The sequence below is a fragment of the Legionella sp. MW5194 genome, from assembly GCF_016864235.1.
Classification (GTDB): domain Bacteria; phylum Pseudomonadota; class Gammaproteobacteria; order Legionellales; family Legionellaceae; genus Legionella_C.
On record NZ_CP045732.1, the window covers coordinates 2295698 to 2310851 of the forward strand.

The following is a 15154-nucleotide window of genomic DNA, read 5'->3' on the forward strand; positions in this document are numbered from 1 at the left end:
ATAATGGGTATCCAAACCGATAACGCTTGTTTCATGTTAACGTAAGCGTTTAAAAAATGGAATATTTTGCTTTTTTTTCAGTGGATTCTACCTGGTTGGTGACATCTAACCATCAGGTTGATTAAATTATTTTCTTATTCAGGATGTTTGTTGCTAAACAGGGTTGTTAACCACCAGCAAGCAAACGAGTTAACATTCTTCATAATAAAACCATTTAACTTTTCTATTAATCTATCTGTATAACCCTTGCCCTCATGCCAGCAATTAAATATAGTGAAAGACCACCGGCAATTTTTTCCGGATTATCTGCAAAAAGGAGTTTCGTATGTCTCGTTTACAAGAATTAATCAACACTGTGGCTCAAATCATCATCAACTATTATGAGGAAACTCAATCACAGAATATTGACATTCAACTTGAACTGCTTTACGCCAAACCTCACGATGAATTCATGAGTGAACTGAATAAAATCATTGATAAGGCCACATCGAAAGGCTATCACGACAGGCTTTCGCTGCTACAATATGCGCGGCAGGTTGTCAATGACCTCCGGCCACTGGTTGAAAAAGGAACACCTTTATCCCCGGAAGAAGAGCTTCTGGTCAAAAACACCCTAAAGTCGTTCGTGGCCGATTGCGGTTTGCTGCTGAAAACAGATCAGGGGAAAAAACTCTCCATTCTCTATGGCAACGACACCTGGGAAATGAAAGGCTGTATACGTGGCGTGATGGGTCGTTACAACTATGCAGTCAGTGGTACGGTATTGAATGACCTTCTGTTCTCCTCGTCAAAATCCAAATTCCAGTTTCCCTTGTTTCCCTCCCCAATCCAGGACAAAACCACATTAGGCGAAATCGAGTCGATGATTACAATATTCATCAACCAGCATCAGAACCCTCTCAAGAAACACGCGGAACTGAAAAAGGAAAATGAACGTCTGAAAAAGCAATGTGAAGAACTCGAGTCTTCCAGCAAAAAGGCAGAGGAGTCTGCCGCCCGATACGACCTGCTTTTGAAAAACCACCAAAGCCTTGAGAAAAAACTGGAGCAGCAGGAAATAGCCAGCCAACAACGAGAGGCGGAATTAACGCACACGATTCAAACGCTTGAACTGGATTTAAGCAAATCCAACGCTGCCTACTCGCAGTTGAAACAACAACACCAGCTTCTTAAAAAAGAGTTGGACGACCAGCAGGCAAGCACGGAACAGGAGCTTGGTAAACTAAAAATGGCGCTTGCGGCGAAAAGCGAAGAGAGCAAGGGATCGCTGACTACTGAAATTGCATCGCTTAAAGAATTGCTGAAACAAAAAACAGAAGCCTGTCAATTATTGGAGACGGAAGTCTCAAAATTGCGGGAAGAGAACAGCACAGCCAGGTATTTAAATCCCAAAAATACAATGGCTGACCTGATGATGCGTCAGCCACAGCAATATCGCTATGGCGGGTTGCTTTTCGGGAGATACCCCTCATCATCTCCCAGTATTCTGCCGGAACCAGGCAAAGAAGCATCGCCTTCGTTAAATCCCCTGAGTGAATAATGCGTTTCCCCGGCCTCTCCCTCTGTGGCCAGGGAGAGGTTGTCTTGCCGGTTAAAATTCGCAATATTCTGCAAAATAGCGGTATAATCGCAACCTTGTTACTTTTAAAGATGAATCTCAGTCAGTATGAAAAAGCCAGCCTATTTTTGGCGTAAAGGCCTTTGGGCATTATGCAGCCTTTTCTTTTTATTGGTTATTGGCGTCAGCTTTCTTTATATCTACCTTGAAAGCCAGTTGCCGGATATTGATTTTTTAAAAACCGTGCAATTGCAGGTGCCTTTGCGTATTTATACGCAGGAAGGTTTGTTAATTCAAGAATACGGTGAAAAAAGACGCATCCCCTTAACCTATGACGAGATTCCCAAAACCCTGGTGTATGCCCTGCTCGCCACAGAAGACCAGCGTTTCTTTGAACACCCGGGCGTTGATATTTTTGGCTTGGGCCGTGCAACCTTGCGCATGATTAAGACCGGTACCAAATCCCAGGGCGGCAGTACCATCACCATGCAGGTAGCGCGTAACTTCCTCTTAAGTCGTAAAAAAACCTTTCTGCGCAAATTCAATGAAATCCTGCTCGCCATTAAAATTGATCGCGAACTGAGCAAAGAAAAAATTCTGGAGTTGTATCTTAATAAAATTTACCTTGGCAACCGCGCTTACGGCGTAGGCGCCGCCGCGATTATCTATTATGGCAAGCCATTAAAGGAATTGAACCTCGCGGAACTGGCCATGATTGCCGGATTACCGCAGGCGCCATCCACCCAAAACCCCATTGTCAATCCCGTGGCCGCCAAAAAGCGCCGCGACCATGTGCTTGAACGGCTTTTGGAAGAAAAATACATCACCAAAGCCCAATACGATGAGGCGGTTAAACAGCCGGTCACCGCACGCTATCACGGCACTAATATCCAGGTGAAAGCGCCTTATGTGGCAGAAATGATCCGTCAATCGCTTTATGAGCATTTTGGCGAAAAAGCCTATACCAAAGGGTATAAAGTCTACACCACCATCAAAGGCCCTCTGCAGCTCACAGCCAATGAGGTCATCGAGAATCATCTGATTGCTTACGATCACCGTCATGGCTACCGCGGCCCGATTACTCATTTTGACGCCATTCAGGGAAAATCGTCCGATGAACTGCACAAACTCCTCAGCAAATACCCGACGGTCAACCACCTTGAGCCGGCACTCATCGTCGCAGTGGCCAACCGACAGGCGCAGGCCATTTCCCGTCAGGGAGAGGAATTGACCATTCCCTGGGAGGGTCTCTCCTGGGCAAGGCCTGCCTTGCGCAAGGGGTGGGTGGGGAAAGCACCGGCTAATGCCAGTCAGGTCGTCCATGTCGGCGATGTCGTCTATGTCCGAAAAAAGGATAACCAATGGTCTTTAACCCAGATCCCGGAAGCGGAGGCAGCGTTAGTGGCCATGAATCCTAAAAATGGTGCCCTGGAAGCATTAGTCGGCGGATTTAATTTTGAAAAGAGCAAGTTTAATCGCGCCACCCAATCCAGTCGTCAACCGGGCTCAAGCTTTAAACCCTTCATTTATGCCGCCGCATTGAATAAAGGATATACCTTGGCCACCCTGGTTAATGATGCTCCAATCGTGGTGGATGATCCCAGCCAACCCACCATGTGGCGTCCACACAACGATAACCAGACCTTTGGCGGCCCCACCCGCCTGAAAGAAGCCCTGGTCCGCTCGCGCAACCTGGTGTCCATTCGCGTGCTCGATGATTTAGGCTTGGATTATGCCATTGATTTCGCGACTCATTTTGGCTTCCATAAAGAAAACCTGCCGCGTGCCCTGTCGCTGGCGCTGGGCACCTTAACGGTAAGCCCCATTGATTTAACCGCTGCCTATGCGGTCTTTGCCAATGGCGGTTATAAAATTGAACCTTACATCATCGACCACATTACCGACAATGACGGCAAAGTGTTATTGCAACAGAAACCGGCCATCGCCTGTGAAGCCTGTGACCCGAAACAAGTGGATGCCTCCTCACGGGCACCGCGGGTCATTCCAGCCGATGTCGCCTTTTTAATGACGACTGCCATGAAAGACGTCGTGCAGCACGGCACTGCACACGCTGCACGCGTTCTTAACCGTCAGGACATTGCCGGCAAAACCGGGACAACCAACGATCAGGTCGATGCCTGGTTTGCCGGATTCAATCCGGATTTAGTCGTCGTCACCTGGGTAGGTTACGACAATCCCCGTTCCCTGCATGAATATGCTGCCAATCTGGCCTTGCCCATGTGGATTGATTTCATGAAAGTGGCTTTGCACAAACAGCCAGAACACGAATTTACCAAACCGGACAATGTCGTCGCGGTGCGCATCGATCCCGCCACCGGCCTCCTGGCTCGAAGCAATCAGGACAACGCCATCACTGAATATTTCCGGGAAGAAGACATCCCTGCCGATGATGCGCCGGGAACTCAGGAATACTCCTCTCCTAATGCGCAGGATAATCAACAACAGCAGGGCGATTTGTTTTAACGCGGGGTCACCCTCTCTCACGGAGAGGGTGGCTTTACTGCCACACGCCTTGGCTAGCAAAGTGACATTAATATTCTCTTAATCATTCCAGGTTAAAATATTTAAGTACTGAAAAAACCAACGATACCCATGTTTAACACGTTATACCATCATTTTTTAGCTAAACAAAAGCAATTTAATAGTGACTACCAAAACGCAACGCTGGAAGAGGTAGGCAAAGCCACTAAGGGCATATTAGCTTCACAAAATGCAGAAAAATCAAACCAATTTCATTATGATGAGGCAAAACAGCGCGAGCATCAAATCGTCAGGCTGCTTTTAAATGATTTATACTGCAGAAAAATGCCGCCAGCTGAGAACGAAGTCGATTTCAATAAATGGGAAGGATTAGAACGAGATTACACCTACCTGGAAGAGCGATTACTGAGTACGCAGGTCTATTTCGTAGGCAGGGAAGATCAGAAGGATGACGACTACCTCGAGGTTGTGAAACACGAGGTTAAGAACCTGGATGATTATATCCGCAAAACCGGGCTGGAAGGCGATATAGAACAATTTATTACTGAGACTCCCACACGCGGGGAAATGGGAGACTTCCTCAGGCTAATGGCAGCGGTTAAACAAAACCACCTTAGAGCCGCATTAGTCCACTCTAACTATCGCGTCGGTTATTTAGAGAGGACTTACCCAGACCTCACAAAACGATTTGAAGAGAAAAATGATCAATTAGACCGTCTGATAAGACAATACGACGAACTCAAAACTAAACGTGAAAATCTGGAAAAATCCAATACCTGGGTTTATAAGTGGGGCTTTCAGGCTGCCTGTCAGCAAGCGAACCGCTTTCAACGATTGGTTTTATGGGCATTCAACTTTTTTACTTCCGAACCCATTCAGGATAGCGCGTGTAGACTCCAGGACGACATCAAAAAAGCTTACGCCGATACAACAGTTGTTTCCAAAAGAATATCGAGCTTGGAAACGAAGGTTAGTAATCTTAATAAACAATGCAAGGAAAAAGGCAACGATCTTAACGATGCTAAAAAAAGACAGATGGAGATTGCAAAGATAATAACCTCAACCAGTGAAGCCGGTGCAATGTTAGAGGAGACAATTATTCCGGAACGGCCAGATGACACATTGAGTTCATTTAGAATTTGACTGGTTCGATTGCCTCCCTGCGGCACACTGTTTTCGAGTGACACAGGGAGAGATTTTAAGGTTAAACCGCCAACGCATCCGTCGCTGTCACGTATTCATAACCCAAATCACGAGCAACCGCTTCATAGGTAATCATGCCTTTATGGACATTTAAGCCATTGAGTAAATGTCCATCGCTTAACAACGCCAGTTTGACGCCCTTTGTCACCAGACTCAAAACAAACGGCAATGTGGCATTATTTAAAGCGAAGGTCGACGTTCTCGGGACGGCACCTGGCATGTTCGCTACACAATAGTGCACGATGTCATCCACGACATAGGTCGGTTCCTGATGCGTGGTCGGACGGCTGGTTTCAAAACACCCGCCCTGATCGATTGCCACATCAACCACGACCGAACCCGGACGCATGGCTTTAAGCATGGCACGGGTCACAAGTTTGGGAGCCGCCGCACCGGGAACCAGCACAGCACCGATGACCAGATCCGCCGCTGTCACGTATTCTTCCAAGGCTCCCACGGTCGCATAAATGGTATTTAATTTAGCGCCAAATTGAAAATCCAGTTCCCTTAAGCGGGTCAGGGATTTATCCAATACGGTAACCCGTGCTTCCATACCCATGGCCATTCGCGCCGCGTTAGTGCCGACGACACCACCGCCGATCACCACGACATTGGCCGGTGCTACCCCGGGCACTCCGCCGAGTAAAACCCCACTGCCGCCCTGGGCCATCTCCAGGCAGTGCGCACCAGCCTGGATAGACATTCGGCCAGCCACTTGCGACATGGGAGTCAGCAGCGGCAAACCGCCGTCATTCTGTGTTACGGTTTCATAAGCAATGGCGGTCACTCCCGACTCTTTAAGAAGACGAGTCTGTTGCGGGTCAGGCGCCAGATGCAAATACGTGAACAGCGTTTGTCCCTCACGCAAACGATGGCACTCAATCGGCTGAGGCTCCTTGACTTTTACTATCAATTCCGCCCGTTCAAACACCTCATCGGCGGTATCCGCGAGTTGGGCACCGGCGGCAACGTAATGTTCATCCTTGATGCCAATGCCCTTTCCGGCGCCTTTTTCAACCAGAACCGAGCCGCCGGCGCGAATAATTTCCTTCACGCTTCCCGGTACAAGGCCAACCCGATTCTCTTGTGGTTTAATTTCTTTTGGAACACCAACCAACATACTTAATTCCCCTTATACTGCTTTAATTGTTCGATCAACTGGGGGACTATTTCAAACAAATCACCCACTAAACCGTAATTGGCGATTTGAAAAATGGGAGCATCCTCATCCTTGTTAATCGCCACGATCACTTTTGAATCCTTCATACCGGCCAGATGTTGGACCGCGCCTGAAATACCCACGGCAATGTAAAGACCCGGCGCCACCACTTTTCCTGTTTGACCCACCTGGTAATCATTGGGAACAAAACCGGCATCAACAGCCGCACGGGAGGCACCCACGGCAGCACCGAGCACATCTGCCAATTCCTCAATCAACTTGAATTTTTCAGCACTCTGCAAGCCGCGTCCGCCCGACACCACAATTTTGGCGCTTCCCAGATCGGGACGCTCGGACTGACTCAGTTCATGACGAATAAACCGGGTCTTGGTATCCACCGGGACGGCTTCAATCTGTTCAATGCAGCAAGGGCTTTGTTCGGAGAAAACCGGATCAAAAGCCGTGCTTCGAATGGTCATGATTTTAATGGGATCAAGCACCTTGACGGTCTCAATCGCATTGCCCGCGTACACAGGGTGTTCAAAAGTATCCTGGCTGACTATTTTGCTGACATCTGAAATTTGAACCATGTCCAGCGTGGCAGCAATACGAGGCAGCAGGTTTTTACCAAACGTTGAAGACGGCGCCAGAATGGCATTGAATGAACTTGCTTTGCTGACGATGAGCGGTGTTAAATTTTCCGCAAGAGCCTGCTGGTATTGTTCATGATCAATCCACCAGACGCTGTGCACACCGCTTAAACTGGCCGCCTGTTCAGCGACTGCTCTGCAATCCTTACCCGCCACCAGCAGGGTAATCTCGTCACCCAACTCCTTCGCAGCCGCCAAGGTATTGCGGGTGGCAGGATGCAGGGTGCGATTGTCATGTTCGACTAGGACTAAAGTGCTCATGCGTTCTCCTTATTAAAGCACTTTGGCTTCGTGTTGTAATTTGTTAATCAGTTCAGCCACTGACTCCACTTTGACTCCGCCTGAACGGCTGGACGGGGCTTTGACGGAAATGATTTCAACATGAGGTTTCAATGACAGGCCCAGCGCGTTTAAATCCATGCTCTCCAGTGGTTTCTTCTTCGCTTTCATGATATTGGGCAGGCTGGCGTAGCGCGGTTCGTTCAAGCGCAAATCCGTGCTGACCACGGCCGGCAACGGCATAGCCAGGGTTTCAAGGCCGCCGTCAATTTCACGGGTGACCTGGATGGTATTGCCTTCGATTGTCAATGCCGAGGCATAGGTGGCCTGTGGCCAATTTAGTAAGGCGGCCAGCATTTGCGGGGTTTGATTGTTGTCACCGTCAATCGATTGTTTACCCATCAGAATTAATTGTGGCGCCTCGTTTTCGCTTACTTTCTGTAGTATCTTCGCAATATCGAGGCTGGTATGGGCCGTCTCGCTTTGAACATGGATGGCTCTGTCAGCGCCTAAGGCCAGGGCATGCCGTAAGGTTTCCTGACAGGCTGCCGGCCCAAGGGACACGACAACCACCTCGCTCGCCAGTCCTTTTTCTTTTAAACGGATGGCTTCTTCCACTGCAATTTCATCAAACGGATTCATTGCCATTTTAATATTCTGGGTCTCAACGCCAGTCTGATCCGCCTTAACCCTGATTTTGACATAAGGGTCTATGACGCGCTTCACTGCCACTAGAATTTTCATAGTGTTCCTCACTGGATTTTAAATGTAGTCTGCATCTTGCCAGATGTCGCTAAAGAAAAACAAGGCGTATCCCTTGTTTAATCTTGCCCCCTCCCAAGCTGATTTCTCATCTTGTTCCACAACCAAGCGTTTGTAAATAATGGCGAAACGATTCACCGATTTCAGGGTGTTTCAATCCCAGTTCAACCGTGGCCTGAATGTAACCCAATTTGGAACCGCAGTCGTAACGGCGGCCGCGGAATTGAAAAACCGATACGGATTCACGCGACAAAAGACGCTGAATAGCGTCCGTTAACTGGATTTCACCGCGATGATCCGGCTGGGTCTCTTTCAAGCAGGAAAAAATGCCAGAGGTAAAAACATAACGACCGACCGCCGCGAGATTCGAGGTAGCCGCTTCCCGTTGGGGTTTTTCAATGATGGCCTTGATCTTGGAATAATCGGCCTCGCGATTATCGACTTCAACCACGCCATACTGATGCACGTCCTCCCAGGGGACAGGCTGTACTGCCAGTAGGGAATGATTCTCCGAGTCGAAATACTCGGTCATGGCCGCTAAACAGGGAAGCCTGGCATCGTCAATCAGATCATCGGCCAACAGGACTGCGAAGGGTTCATTGCCCACCACATGCTCAGCGCATAATACCGCATGCCCCAATCCCAAGGGTTGATTTTGCCGGACATAGGTAAAATGAATGCCCTCCGGCGACACATTTTTCACCAGCGACAACAAATGGTCCCGTCCCTGCTCCTGCAGGCGGCTTTCCAGTTCGAATTGATTGTCAAAATGATCTTCAATGGACCGTTTTCCCGCACTGGTAATGAAAATCATGTGGGTAATACCGGCCCGAACGGCTTCCTCCACCGCGTATTGAATCAGGGGCTTATCCACGATAGGCAACATTTCTTTGGGATTAGCCTTGGTAGCGGGGAGAAAACGTGATCCCAGACCCGCGACCGGAAATACCGCTTTAGTAATTTGCATACACACACTCCTTGCGAGACAGGATTAAACGATTTCTTCGTGAACACTGGTTTCTTCTGGTGCAGTCTGACGAAGGGGTTGATTGACCACAGGACGGCCAACGGAATAATAAAGCAAACCCGCCTGGGTTGCTGCCTCTAAACAGTAACAATTGCGGCCGTCAAAAACCGGTGCTGTGCCCAGCTGCTTTTGTAATTCAGCCAGGGGAAAATGCTTAAACTCAGGCCATTCGGTAATAATGGCCAAGGCATGGAGGTTCTGCTGCAGCACGTCCCGTGCGCTGTTTAGCCAGGTAATTCCGGCCTCCCCTTTGAACAGTTCTCGAGCAGGGTTCATGGCGGCAGGATCATAAACATACACCTTGGCGTTTGCATCAAGCAACGCCTTAAGAATAACCAGACTGCTGGCTTCACGCAAATCATCCGTCCCCGGTTTAAACGCCAAGCCCCATAGACCAATGTTCAATCCCGTCAATTCTTCATTAAAATAGGTAGACAACTGCCCAACCAGCCATTGCTTTTGCTGGTGGTTAACCCGTTCCACTGCATCGAGCAATCGCGTTTCAAGCCCCGCAAGTCTCGCACTATGGCTTAATGCCCGCACGTCCTTTGGGAAACAGGAACCGCCATAGCCAATGCCAGGCTGGAGAAAATGAGGCCCAATGCGATGATCAAGCGCCATGCCTTCGCGCACCTCGTCGATGTTGGCACCCATCTGTTGCGCAAGTTGACTCATGTAATTAATAAAACTGATTTTGGTCGCAAGCAGCGCGTTGGCTGCGTATTTGGTTAACTCGGCTGAACGCTGACTCATGCTCAGCAGCGGAATGCCTTTTTGAACCAGCGGTTCATAAAAACGAGTCAGGGTGTCAAGCGCCGCACGGTTGCCGCCAATCACAATACGATCAGCGTTTAAAAAATCATAAACCGCGGAACCCTCTCGTAAAAATTCAGGATTGGAAGCCAAATGAATTCGCAGGTTTTTGTTCTGTTCCTGCAACTGCTTATGCACCTGCGCGGCAAGCACATCGCCCGTACCCACGGGAACGGTGGATTTGATGACCAGGACGCCATCGGTTACGGCATGCTCGACCACCTGGGAAGCAACATCATACACGTGCGACAGATCCGCACTGCCATCCTCCCGACTCGGGGTTCCCACCGCGATGACATGCAAGGACGCTGAAGGGACCGCTTCGCGTAAATTGCTGGTAAAGACTAAGCGGTTCGCGTGGATTTGCTCCTTCAGCAATGCAGGCAACCCCTCTTCATGGAGGGGGCACTGCCCGCCAAGCAACGCAGCAATCCGCGCCTCGTCGACATCAACACAAACCACCCGATGCCCCATGTGCGCAAAACAAGCCGCTGACACCAACCCCACATAACCCGCGCCATAGACAACAACGTTCATAACGTCTCTCAAATCAATTATTAATCATAAAAATCAGAGGCTCTCGCTACATAGCATACAGGGTATCGAGATCGTGCTCATCCTCTTCCTTGTCCACATCTGTTTTGGGCTGATCTTCTATCATGAGAAGCGGAGTGACTTCAAGGGGCAGGGGTTGCGCCGACAATTGTCTGGCCAGTTGCAGGGCCATTGCAAGTGCTTTAGCCGATTGGCTGGATTCAACACGGAACAAAGGATGATTCGCCACTTTTTTTAAATGGCTTTCTATTTTTTCAAATTTTTCGGTGGAGGCCAATGCCTTATCCAAATGCTGTAATTCAGTAACGGCCTCTGCCAATACTTTACTTTTAGCGTCACCCATCCGCCAGGTGCTGAAGTATTGCTGCTTTTGTTTTCGTTTATATTCTTCTAAAGGCAAGGCGACAAGCTTTCCTTCCAGCGTGGAAAACTCAGCGCCACCCAGCAGATGCTGCGGCCCAAGCCCTGACTGCTGACTGGACGAAGACGGCACTGTCAGTTGGCCTGGCTGCGACCAGACATCCTCCTTCGCTACCGGCGTGCTTTTTTCCTCAGTTTTTTCTTTCATCCCCGGTTTTTCTTCGATGGCAGGAACCAGGTAACGGTACAGGGCGCCGCCCAATCCAGCGCTGAGATACCGGATGTGATGCATGGCCGTGTAATTTAAACTAACCAGGCTGCCTAATAGCGCCAGTACCGCATTTTCAAGGCTGACGCCGAAGGATTTCATCTGTTTTCCCAGCATCTGCCAACGCGTGCTGCTGGATCGCTCAAGCCATTGGCCACCTGAGGAAATTAAATAAATCGACGCGTACAGTAAAGCCAGTTCCTTCACATAAAATCCGACACAAATACCGCCGCTGATGTAGGGTAAACTGTGTAATAAACCCTTAATCCAAAGCGGGTTTTTAGATGAAACGGTGGCATGGTAACCCCGGGCTGACTCAAGCACATCAATAATACTTTGCATCAAGGCTCGCTGTGTCCGTGTGGTCGCACGCTCCTTATCCTCTTTGAGTTGGTTGAGTAATTCGTCCATAGTTGACACATGGGCAAAATAATCGCCTTTCTTTTCCTGTTTCATGTTGGTTAACTGTTCCCGGACATACCCAACCAGCTTAAACGCGCCCCCGTCATTTTCGGGAGTGCTTAACACCGCATTCAACCATTTCTTTTCGGCCGTTTCATTAACCAGTTTATCGGTATGAAACCAACGGGCTAAGGTTTTATAATGCTTGTTGATGGAGGCGGGATCGAACCCATCCTGAGTCAGGTACTGGGAAAACAGGGCAATGGCCTGGGCTTCAACCTGCTGCAGAGCGATGTTTGGTTTGGAACGATAAGCCGTGTTGTCGTAATCAGCGAAATTTTTCACCAGAGCGATTAATTCATCATCAAAATTTTTCATTGACACAGTCCCTTACTTATCGCATGCCAAAAAAATTGTTACCATGCCTTTTGTTTGTGACTATCAGCTTAATGTAATGCTTAAAAAAAACCAACAATTGTGCTCATCCTCGGGTAATAATGCGTCAGGATTTGCTAATCCTGCAACATTTCAGCCCGCGTCATCCTTAAAACCACTTCTTTACTTTAGTCTGTATATCCTTTTATTTCTGCTCATTCGCCTGTTCCTGCGCGGGCAGACGCTTGAAATTGATGAAGCCGAGCAGTTCGTGATGGCCCGCGAACTGGCCTTCGGTTATCCGTTCCAGCCACCATTGTATACCTGGCTGCAATATGCTGTGTTTCAATTGCTGGGTCCTCATTTGTTCAGTTTAGCGGTTTTGAAGTATGCTTTGCTCCTCGGCTGCCTTTGCAGCTATTTTAAACTTTGCCGTTATTACTGCCCAAATCCTGCCTTAGCCTGGTCTGCTCTCTGCGCCTGGACACTGATTAGTGTTATTAGTCTCGATTTGATTAAGGACAACACCCATTCCATACTGGCCTTACTGCTGGCCAGCCTGACCTGGCTTTGGTTCTTTACCGTGCGAATCAATGGCATGGTTTGGTACATTGTTTTAGGCCTTCTTATCGGTGCAGGATGTTTATCCAAGTTTAATTATTTATTGTTCCTGGCCGCCTTAATCACCACGGCATTCACCTTGCCGGACAAACGGCGCCAATTGCTTGACCGGCGAACCGGGATCACCATCGTCCTCCTTTTAGCGATTCTTTCACCGTATGTGCTGTGGCTCTGGCAGCATCATGCTCTGGGTTTGCAAAGCAGTTATAAACTAGCACCTGCAGAAAAATCGATTGGGCACGGGATTTATAAATACCTGTTGTCACTGGTCCTGTTTCTTGGCCCTCTTTTTCTCTTTTCCAGTTTATTTTTCTCCATTCCCAAAAAAATTAATCTGAAGCTAAACGCCATGACAAGGCCACTTTTTCATCATGTGGCCTTAAGCCTCCTGTTGGTTTCAGTGGTCGTGCTGCTCTGTGGTTTTAAAGATTTTCAGGCCCGTTGGCTAATTCCCATGCTCTTCCTAAGTCCTTTGCTCTTTTTTAGTCTTCTGAATCAGGCACAATCCTGGGAAAAACAGGCAACGCGGTTCATTGTCTTTTGCCTGATGGGTCAACTGCTGATTATTGCGGCAGTAGTCGGCCGTGCTCAATCGGGGCATCAGTCCAAACGTGAGCATGCATTTGCGCAACTGGCCCAGGCGATCGTAACTCATTGCTCCACACCGGATTATTTCTACGCTGAAAACCATTTATTGCTGGGCACGATGTCCTGGCAATTTCCCAAGGCACGCATTGAATTGAAAAAAGGAAATGAAAAGCCGCTTGCCTACACGGGAGGCAAGGGTGTGTTACTCTGGGGGCCGGAAGAACCCCCTTTCTGGATTAACCATTTCAAGGCAGACGCGTCCATGGGAGAAATCATCAGCAGCATGAACCCGGGGAAGGATGAGCCCTTTGCCCATTTCATCTGCTTCAAGGGATGATTATCCCTTGACTGCGTTGCTTTTTAACAGGCGGGAAGAACGCTCGCGGTAGATCAGGAACAAATTGCGCGCGTAAATGAATACGCCGGTGGATTGGCCAATAATAAACACCGGGTCTTGTTTATAAATGGCATAAAAAAGCAGGGTTATTCCGCCCAACAGGCTTAAATGCCAGAAAGCCACTGGAATCACACTTCGTTTCTCTTTTTCGCTGACTAACCATTGAATAATAAACCGGGCAGAAAAAATACCCTGCCCGATCAACCCGATGATCAACCACAACATGCCGTTATTCATTAATAATCTCCGGTGCACAGGGACGTTTAAGCAACCAACGGACACCAATTAAATCATGGATGCCGACGAACAAACGATTCATTACTCCGTATTTCGAGACGCCATGCCAACGTGGGCGATGATTAACTGGCATGTTGATCAATTTGTAACCCGCGCGTTTAAACAAGGCCGGCAGAAAACGATGCAGGTGGTTAAAATGCGGCAGACTCAAAAAAGCATCACGGGGGAAAATTTTCAGGCTGCAACCGGTATCCGGACATTCGTCGTTCAGGAGACGGCGACGAACGCCATTCCCTATCCGTGAAGAAATGCGACGCAACCGGTTATCATCACGCCGGGCACGATTACCCAAAATGACCGTGCGATTGTCCCGGATACAGGCAATCAGCCGGGGAATATCCGCCGGATCATTCTGACCATCGCCATCCAGCGTGGCAATGAGATTAAAACGGGCAGCGCGTATACCGCTGACCAACGCAGCACTTTGCCCGGCATTCTGTTTATGGGCAACGACCTGCAGCTTCGGCGAATTCTGCGCCTTGCTTTTCAAACAGCGCAAGGTGCGATCGGTACTGCCATCATCAACAAAAACCACTTCAAAATTAAATTGTTCATCCGGTAAGGCTCTGACAATCTCATTGTAGAGGATTTCAACATTATCCTCCTCATTGTAAACCGGAATAACAACTGACAGATTGATACGATTATCCATTCTTTACTCCAAACTGCCGCATCGAGCGCTCTAATTTATCATTTTTAACCTGCAAGGCAGGCAATAACCAGGATTTCTTTTGAAAGACATAATAAACAAACCCCACTTCCAGCAATGTCAAATAGCTGGCCGCCAGCACATCACTGATGTAGTGATGAACCAGCAGGATGCGTGAAAAAGCCACCATCAGGCCAGTTAAAATGAATGCCAGCCAGTGTTTTGGAAAGAGAATACTCAAAGCCAGCGCCACACTCATGATGGTTGTGGTATGGCCGGAGGGAAACGACATAAAATGTGCATCAAGCTGCCAACCGTAAAAGCCATACAGGTTTTCATTCAGCCACATTTTAGGCCGTGCACGTCCCAACAATACTTTCAACACACCGCAGATGCAACTGGCAAACAGGGTATTAGCCAGCATAAACCAGGCACGAATCTGCCAGACCGGATTAATCACAATGTAACGGAAAAAGATCCCGGCCATGAAAAAGAGAATAAAATAAGCCGCACCCGTGCCCAAATGGGTAAACCAGACCAGTGGCGGAAACTGCCTGCTTAAATGAGCAAGCCATAAAAAATGAGCCACAGGCTTATCGACGTATCGATAACAAACAACCACCAGCAGGACATAAAGTAACAGAACCCAGGGTTTTGTCATCACTTTAAATAAACGTTCAAATGGCATA

14 protein-coding genes are annotated in these 15154 nt (G+C 48.5%); 4 read left to right on the top strand and 10 right to left on the bottom strand.

All coding sequences use genetic code 11. The features are described 5' to 3' along the window. Positions 1 to 325: 325 nt before the first annotated feature. The 3 genes from GH742_RS10605 to GH742_RS10615 all read left to right on the top strand — a co-directional run bounded on the left by GH742_RS10605 (position 326) and on the right by GH742_RS10615 (position 5203). Positions 326 to 1540: a hypothetical protein gene (locus tag GH742_RS10605; RefSeq protein ID WP_203454938.1), complete on the top strand. Its 1215-nt coding sequence runs from the start codon at positions 326 to 328 to the stop codon at positions 1538 to 1540. Between the two features lie 126 nt (positions 1541 to 1666). Continuing rightward, positions 1667 to 4042, top strand: coding sequence for a penicillin-binding protein 1A (locus GH742_RS10610; RefSeq protein WP_203454939.1), 2376 nt, complete (start codon positions 1667 to 1669; stop codon positions 4040 to 4042). A 129-nt stretch (positions 4043 to 4171) separates the two neighbouring features. Next, positions 4172 to 5203, top strand: coding sequence for a hypothetical protein (locus GH742_RS10615; protein ID WP_203454940.1), 1032 nt, complete (start codon positions 4172 to 4174; stop codon positions 5201 to 5203). Between the two features lie 61 nt (positions 5204 to 5264). Here GH742_RS10615 and ald read toward each other — a convergent pair whose 3' ends face one another. From ald to GH742_RS15880, 7 genes are all read right to left on the bottom strand, one after another. After that, positions 5265 to 6383, bottom strand: coding sequence for an alanine dehydrogenase (gene ald, locus GH742_RS10620; protein WP_203454941.1), 1119 nt, complete (start codon positions 6381 to 6383; stop codon positions 5265 to 5267). A 2-nt stretch (positions 6384 to 6385) separates the two neighbouring features. Further along, positions 6386 to 7333 (bottom strand): electron transfer flavoprotein subunit alpha/FixB family protein, encoded by a 948-nt coding sequence (locus GH742_RS10625; protein ID WP_203454942.1) that lies wholly within the window; start codon positions 7331 to 7333, stop codon positions 6386 to 6388. 12 nt (positions 7334 to 7345) lie between these two features. Beyond that, on the bottom strand, positions 7346 to 8095 hold the full coding sequence (locus GH742_RS10630; RefSeq protein WP_203454943.1) for an electron transfer flavoprotein subunit beta/FixA family protein: 750 nt from the start codon (positions 8093 to 8095) through the stop codon (positions 7346 to 7348). A 106-nt stretch (positions 8096 to 8201) separates the two neighbouring features. Continuing rightward, entirely contained in the window at positions 8202 to 9080 is an 879-nt protein-coding gene (gene galU / locus GH742_RS10635) for a UTP--glucose-1-phosphate uridylyltransferase GalU (protein ID WP_203454944.1), read from the bottom strand. Positions 9081 to 9104: 24 nt separating this feature from the next. Continuing rightward, complete coding sequence (locus GH742_RS10640; RefSeq protein ID WP_203454945.1) at positions 9105 to 10490, bottom strand: UDP-glucose/GDP-mannose dehydrogenase family protein; 1386 nt, start codon at positions 10488 to 10490, stop codon at positions 9105 to 9107. 46 nt (positions 10491 to 10536) lie between these two features. Continuing rightward, positions 10537 to 11916: a hypothetical protein gene (locus GH742_RS10645; protein ID WP_203454946.1), complete on the bottom strand. Its 1380-nt coding sequence runs from the start codon at positions 11914 to 11916 to the stop codon at positions 10537 to 10539. Between the two features lie 202 nt (positions 11917 to 12118). Further along, positions 12119 to 12277, bottom strand: a complete 159-nt coding sequence (locus tag GH742_RS15880) for a DUF3575 domain-containing protein (protein ID WP_370569469.1) — start codon at positions 12275 to 12277, stop codon at positions 12119 to 12121. Here GH742_RS15880 and GH742_RS10655 point away from each other — a divergent pair. Then, complete coding sequence (locus tag GH742_RS10655; RefSeq protein ID WP_203454948.1) at positions 12254 to 13459, top strand: glycosyltransferase family 39 protein; 1206 nt, start codon at positions 12254 to 12256, stop codon at positions 13457 to 13459. The two genes, GH742_RS15880 and GH742_RS10655, sit on opposite strands and share 24 nt — an antisense overlap. On the opposite strand, the gene GH742_RS10660 is transcribed toward GH742_RS10655, so the two are convergent. From GH742_RS10660 to GH742_RS10670, 3 genes are read right to left on the bottom strand one after another with little or no spacing between them, the layout of a single operon-like run. Next, positions 13460 to 13756, bottom strand: coding sequence for a lipid-A-disaccharide synthase N-terminal domain-containing protein (locus GH742_RS10660; RefSeq protein WP_203454949.1), 297 nt, complete (start codon positions 13754 to 13756; stop codon positions 13460 to 13462). Then, positions 13749 to 14468: a glycosyltransferase family 2 protein gene (locus GH742_RS10665; protein WP_203454950.1), complete on the bottom strand. Its 720-nt coding sequence runs from the start codon at positions 14466 to 14468 to the stop codon at positions 13749 to 13751. The genes GH742_RS10660 and GH742_RS10665 overlap by 8 nt, the downstream gene beginning before the upstream one ends. Continuing rightward, the gene (locus GH742_RS10670) at positions 14461 to 15153 is read right to left on the bottom strand and encodes a phosphatase PAP2 family protein (RefSeq protein WP_203454951.1); all 693 of its coding nucleotides are present in this window, start codon (positions 15151 to 15153) and stop codon (positions 14461 to 14463) included. The genes GH742_RS10665 and GH742_RS10670 overlap by 8 nt, the downstream gene beginning before the upstream one ends. Position 15154: the final 1 nt, after the last annotated feature.

Excerpts from the sequence above, each read along its gene's own strand:
- GH742_RS10645 (WP_203454946.1), bottom strand. The coding sequence starts at position 11,916 with ATGAAAAATTTTGATGATGAATTAATCGCTCTGGTGAAAAATTTCGCT.
- galU (WP_203454944.1), bottom strand. The coding sequence starts at position 9,080 with ATGCAAATTACTAAAGCGGTATTTCCGGTCGCGGGTCTGGGATCACGT.
- GH742_RS10615 (WP_203454940.1), top strand. The coding sequence starts at position 4,172 with ATGTTTAACACGTTATACCATCATTTTTTAGCTAAACAAAAGCAATTT.
- GH742_RS10670 (WP_203454951.1), bottom strand. The coding sequence starts at position 15,153 with ATGCCATTTGAACGTTTATTTAAAGTGATGACAAAACCCTGGGTTCTG.
- GH742_RS10665 (WP_203454950.1), bottom strand. The coding sequence starts at position 14,468 with ATGGATAATCGTATCAATCTGTCAGTTGTTATTCCGGTTTACAATGAG.
- GH742_RS10630 (WP_203454943.1), bottom strand. The coding sequence starts at position 8,095 with ATGAAAATTCTAGTGGCAGTGAAGCGCGTCATAGACCCTTATGTCAAA.
- GH742_RS15880 (WP_370569469.1), bottom strand. The coding sequence starts at position 12,277 with ATGAGGACCCAGCAATTGAAACACAGCATATTGCAGCCAGGTATACAA.
- GH742_RS10610 (WP_203454939.1), top strand. The coding sequence starts at position 1,667 with ATGAAAAAGCCAGCCTATTTTTGGCGTAAAGGCCTTTGGGCATTATGC.
- GH742_RS10660 (WP_203454949.1), bottom strand. The coding sequence starts at position 13,756 with ATGAATAACGGCATGTTGTGGTTGATCATCGGGTTGATCGGGCAGGGT.
- GH742_RS10625 (WP_203454942.1), bottom strand. The coding sequence starts at position 7,333 with ATGAGCACTTTAGTCCTAGTCGAACATGACAATCGCACCCTGCATCCT.
- ald (WP_203454941.1), bottom strand. The coding sequence starts at position 6,383 with ATGTTGGTTGGTGTTCCAAAAGAAATTAAACCACAAGAGAATCGGGTT.
- GH742_RS10640 (WP_203454945.1), bottom strand. The coding sequence starts at position 10,490 with ATGAACGTTGTTGTCTATGGCGCGGGTTATGTGGGGTTGGTGTCAGCG.
- GH742_RS10605 (WP_203454938.1), top strand. The coding sequence starts at position 326 with ATGTCTCGTTTACAAGAATTAATCAACACTGTGGCTCAAATCATCATC.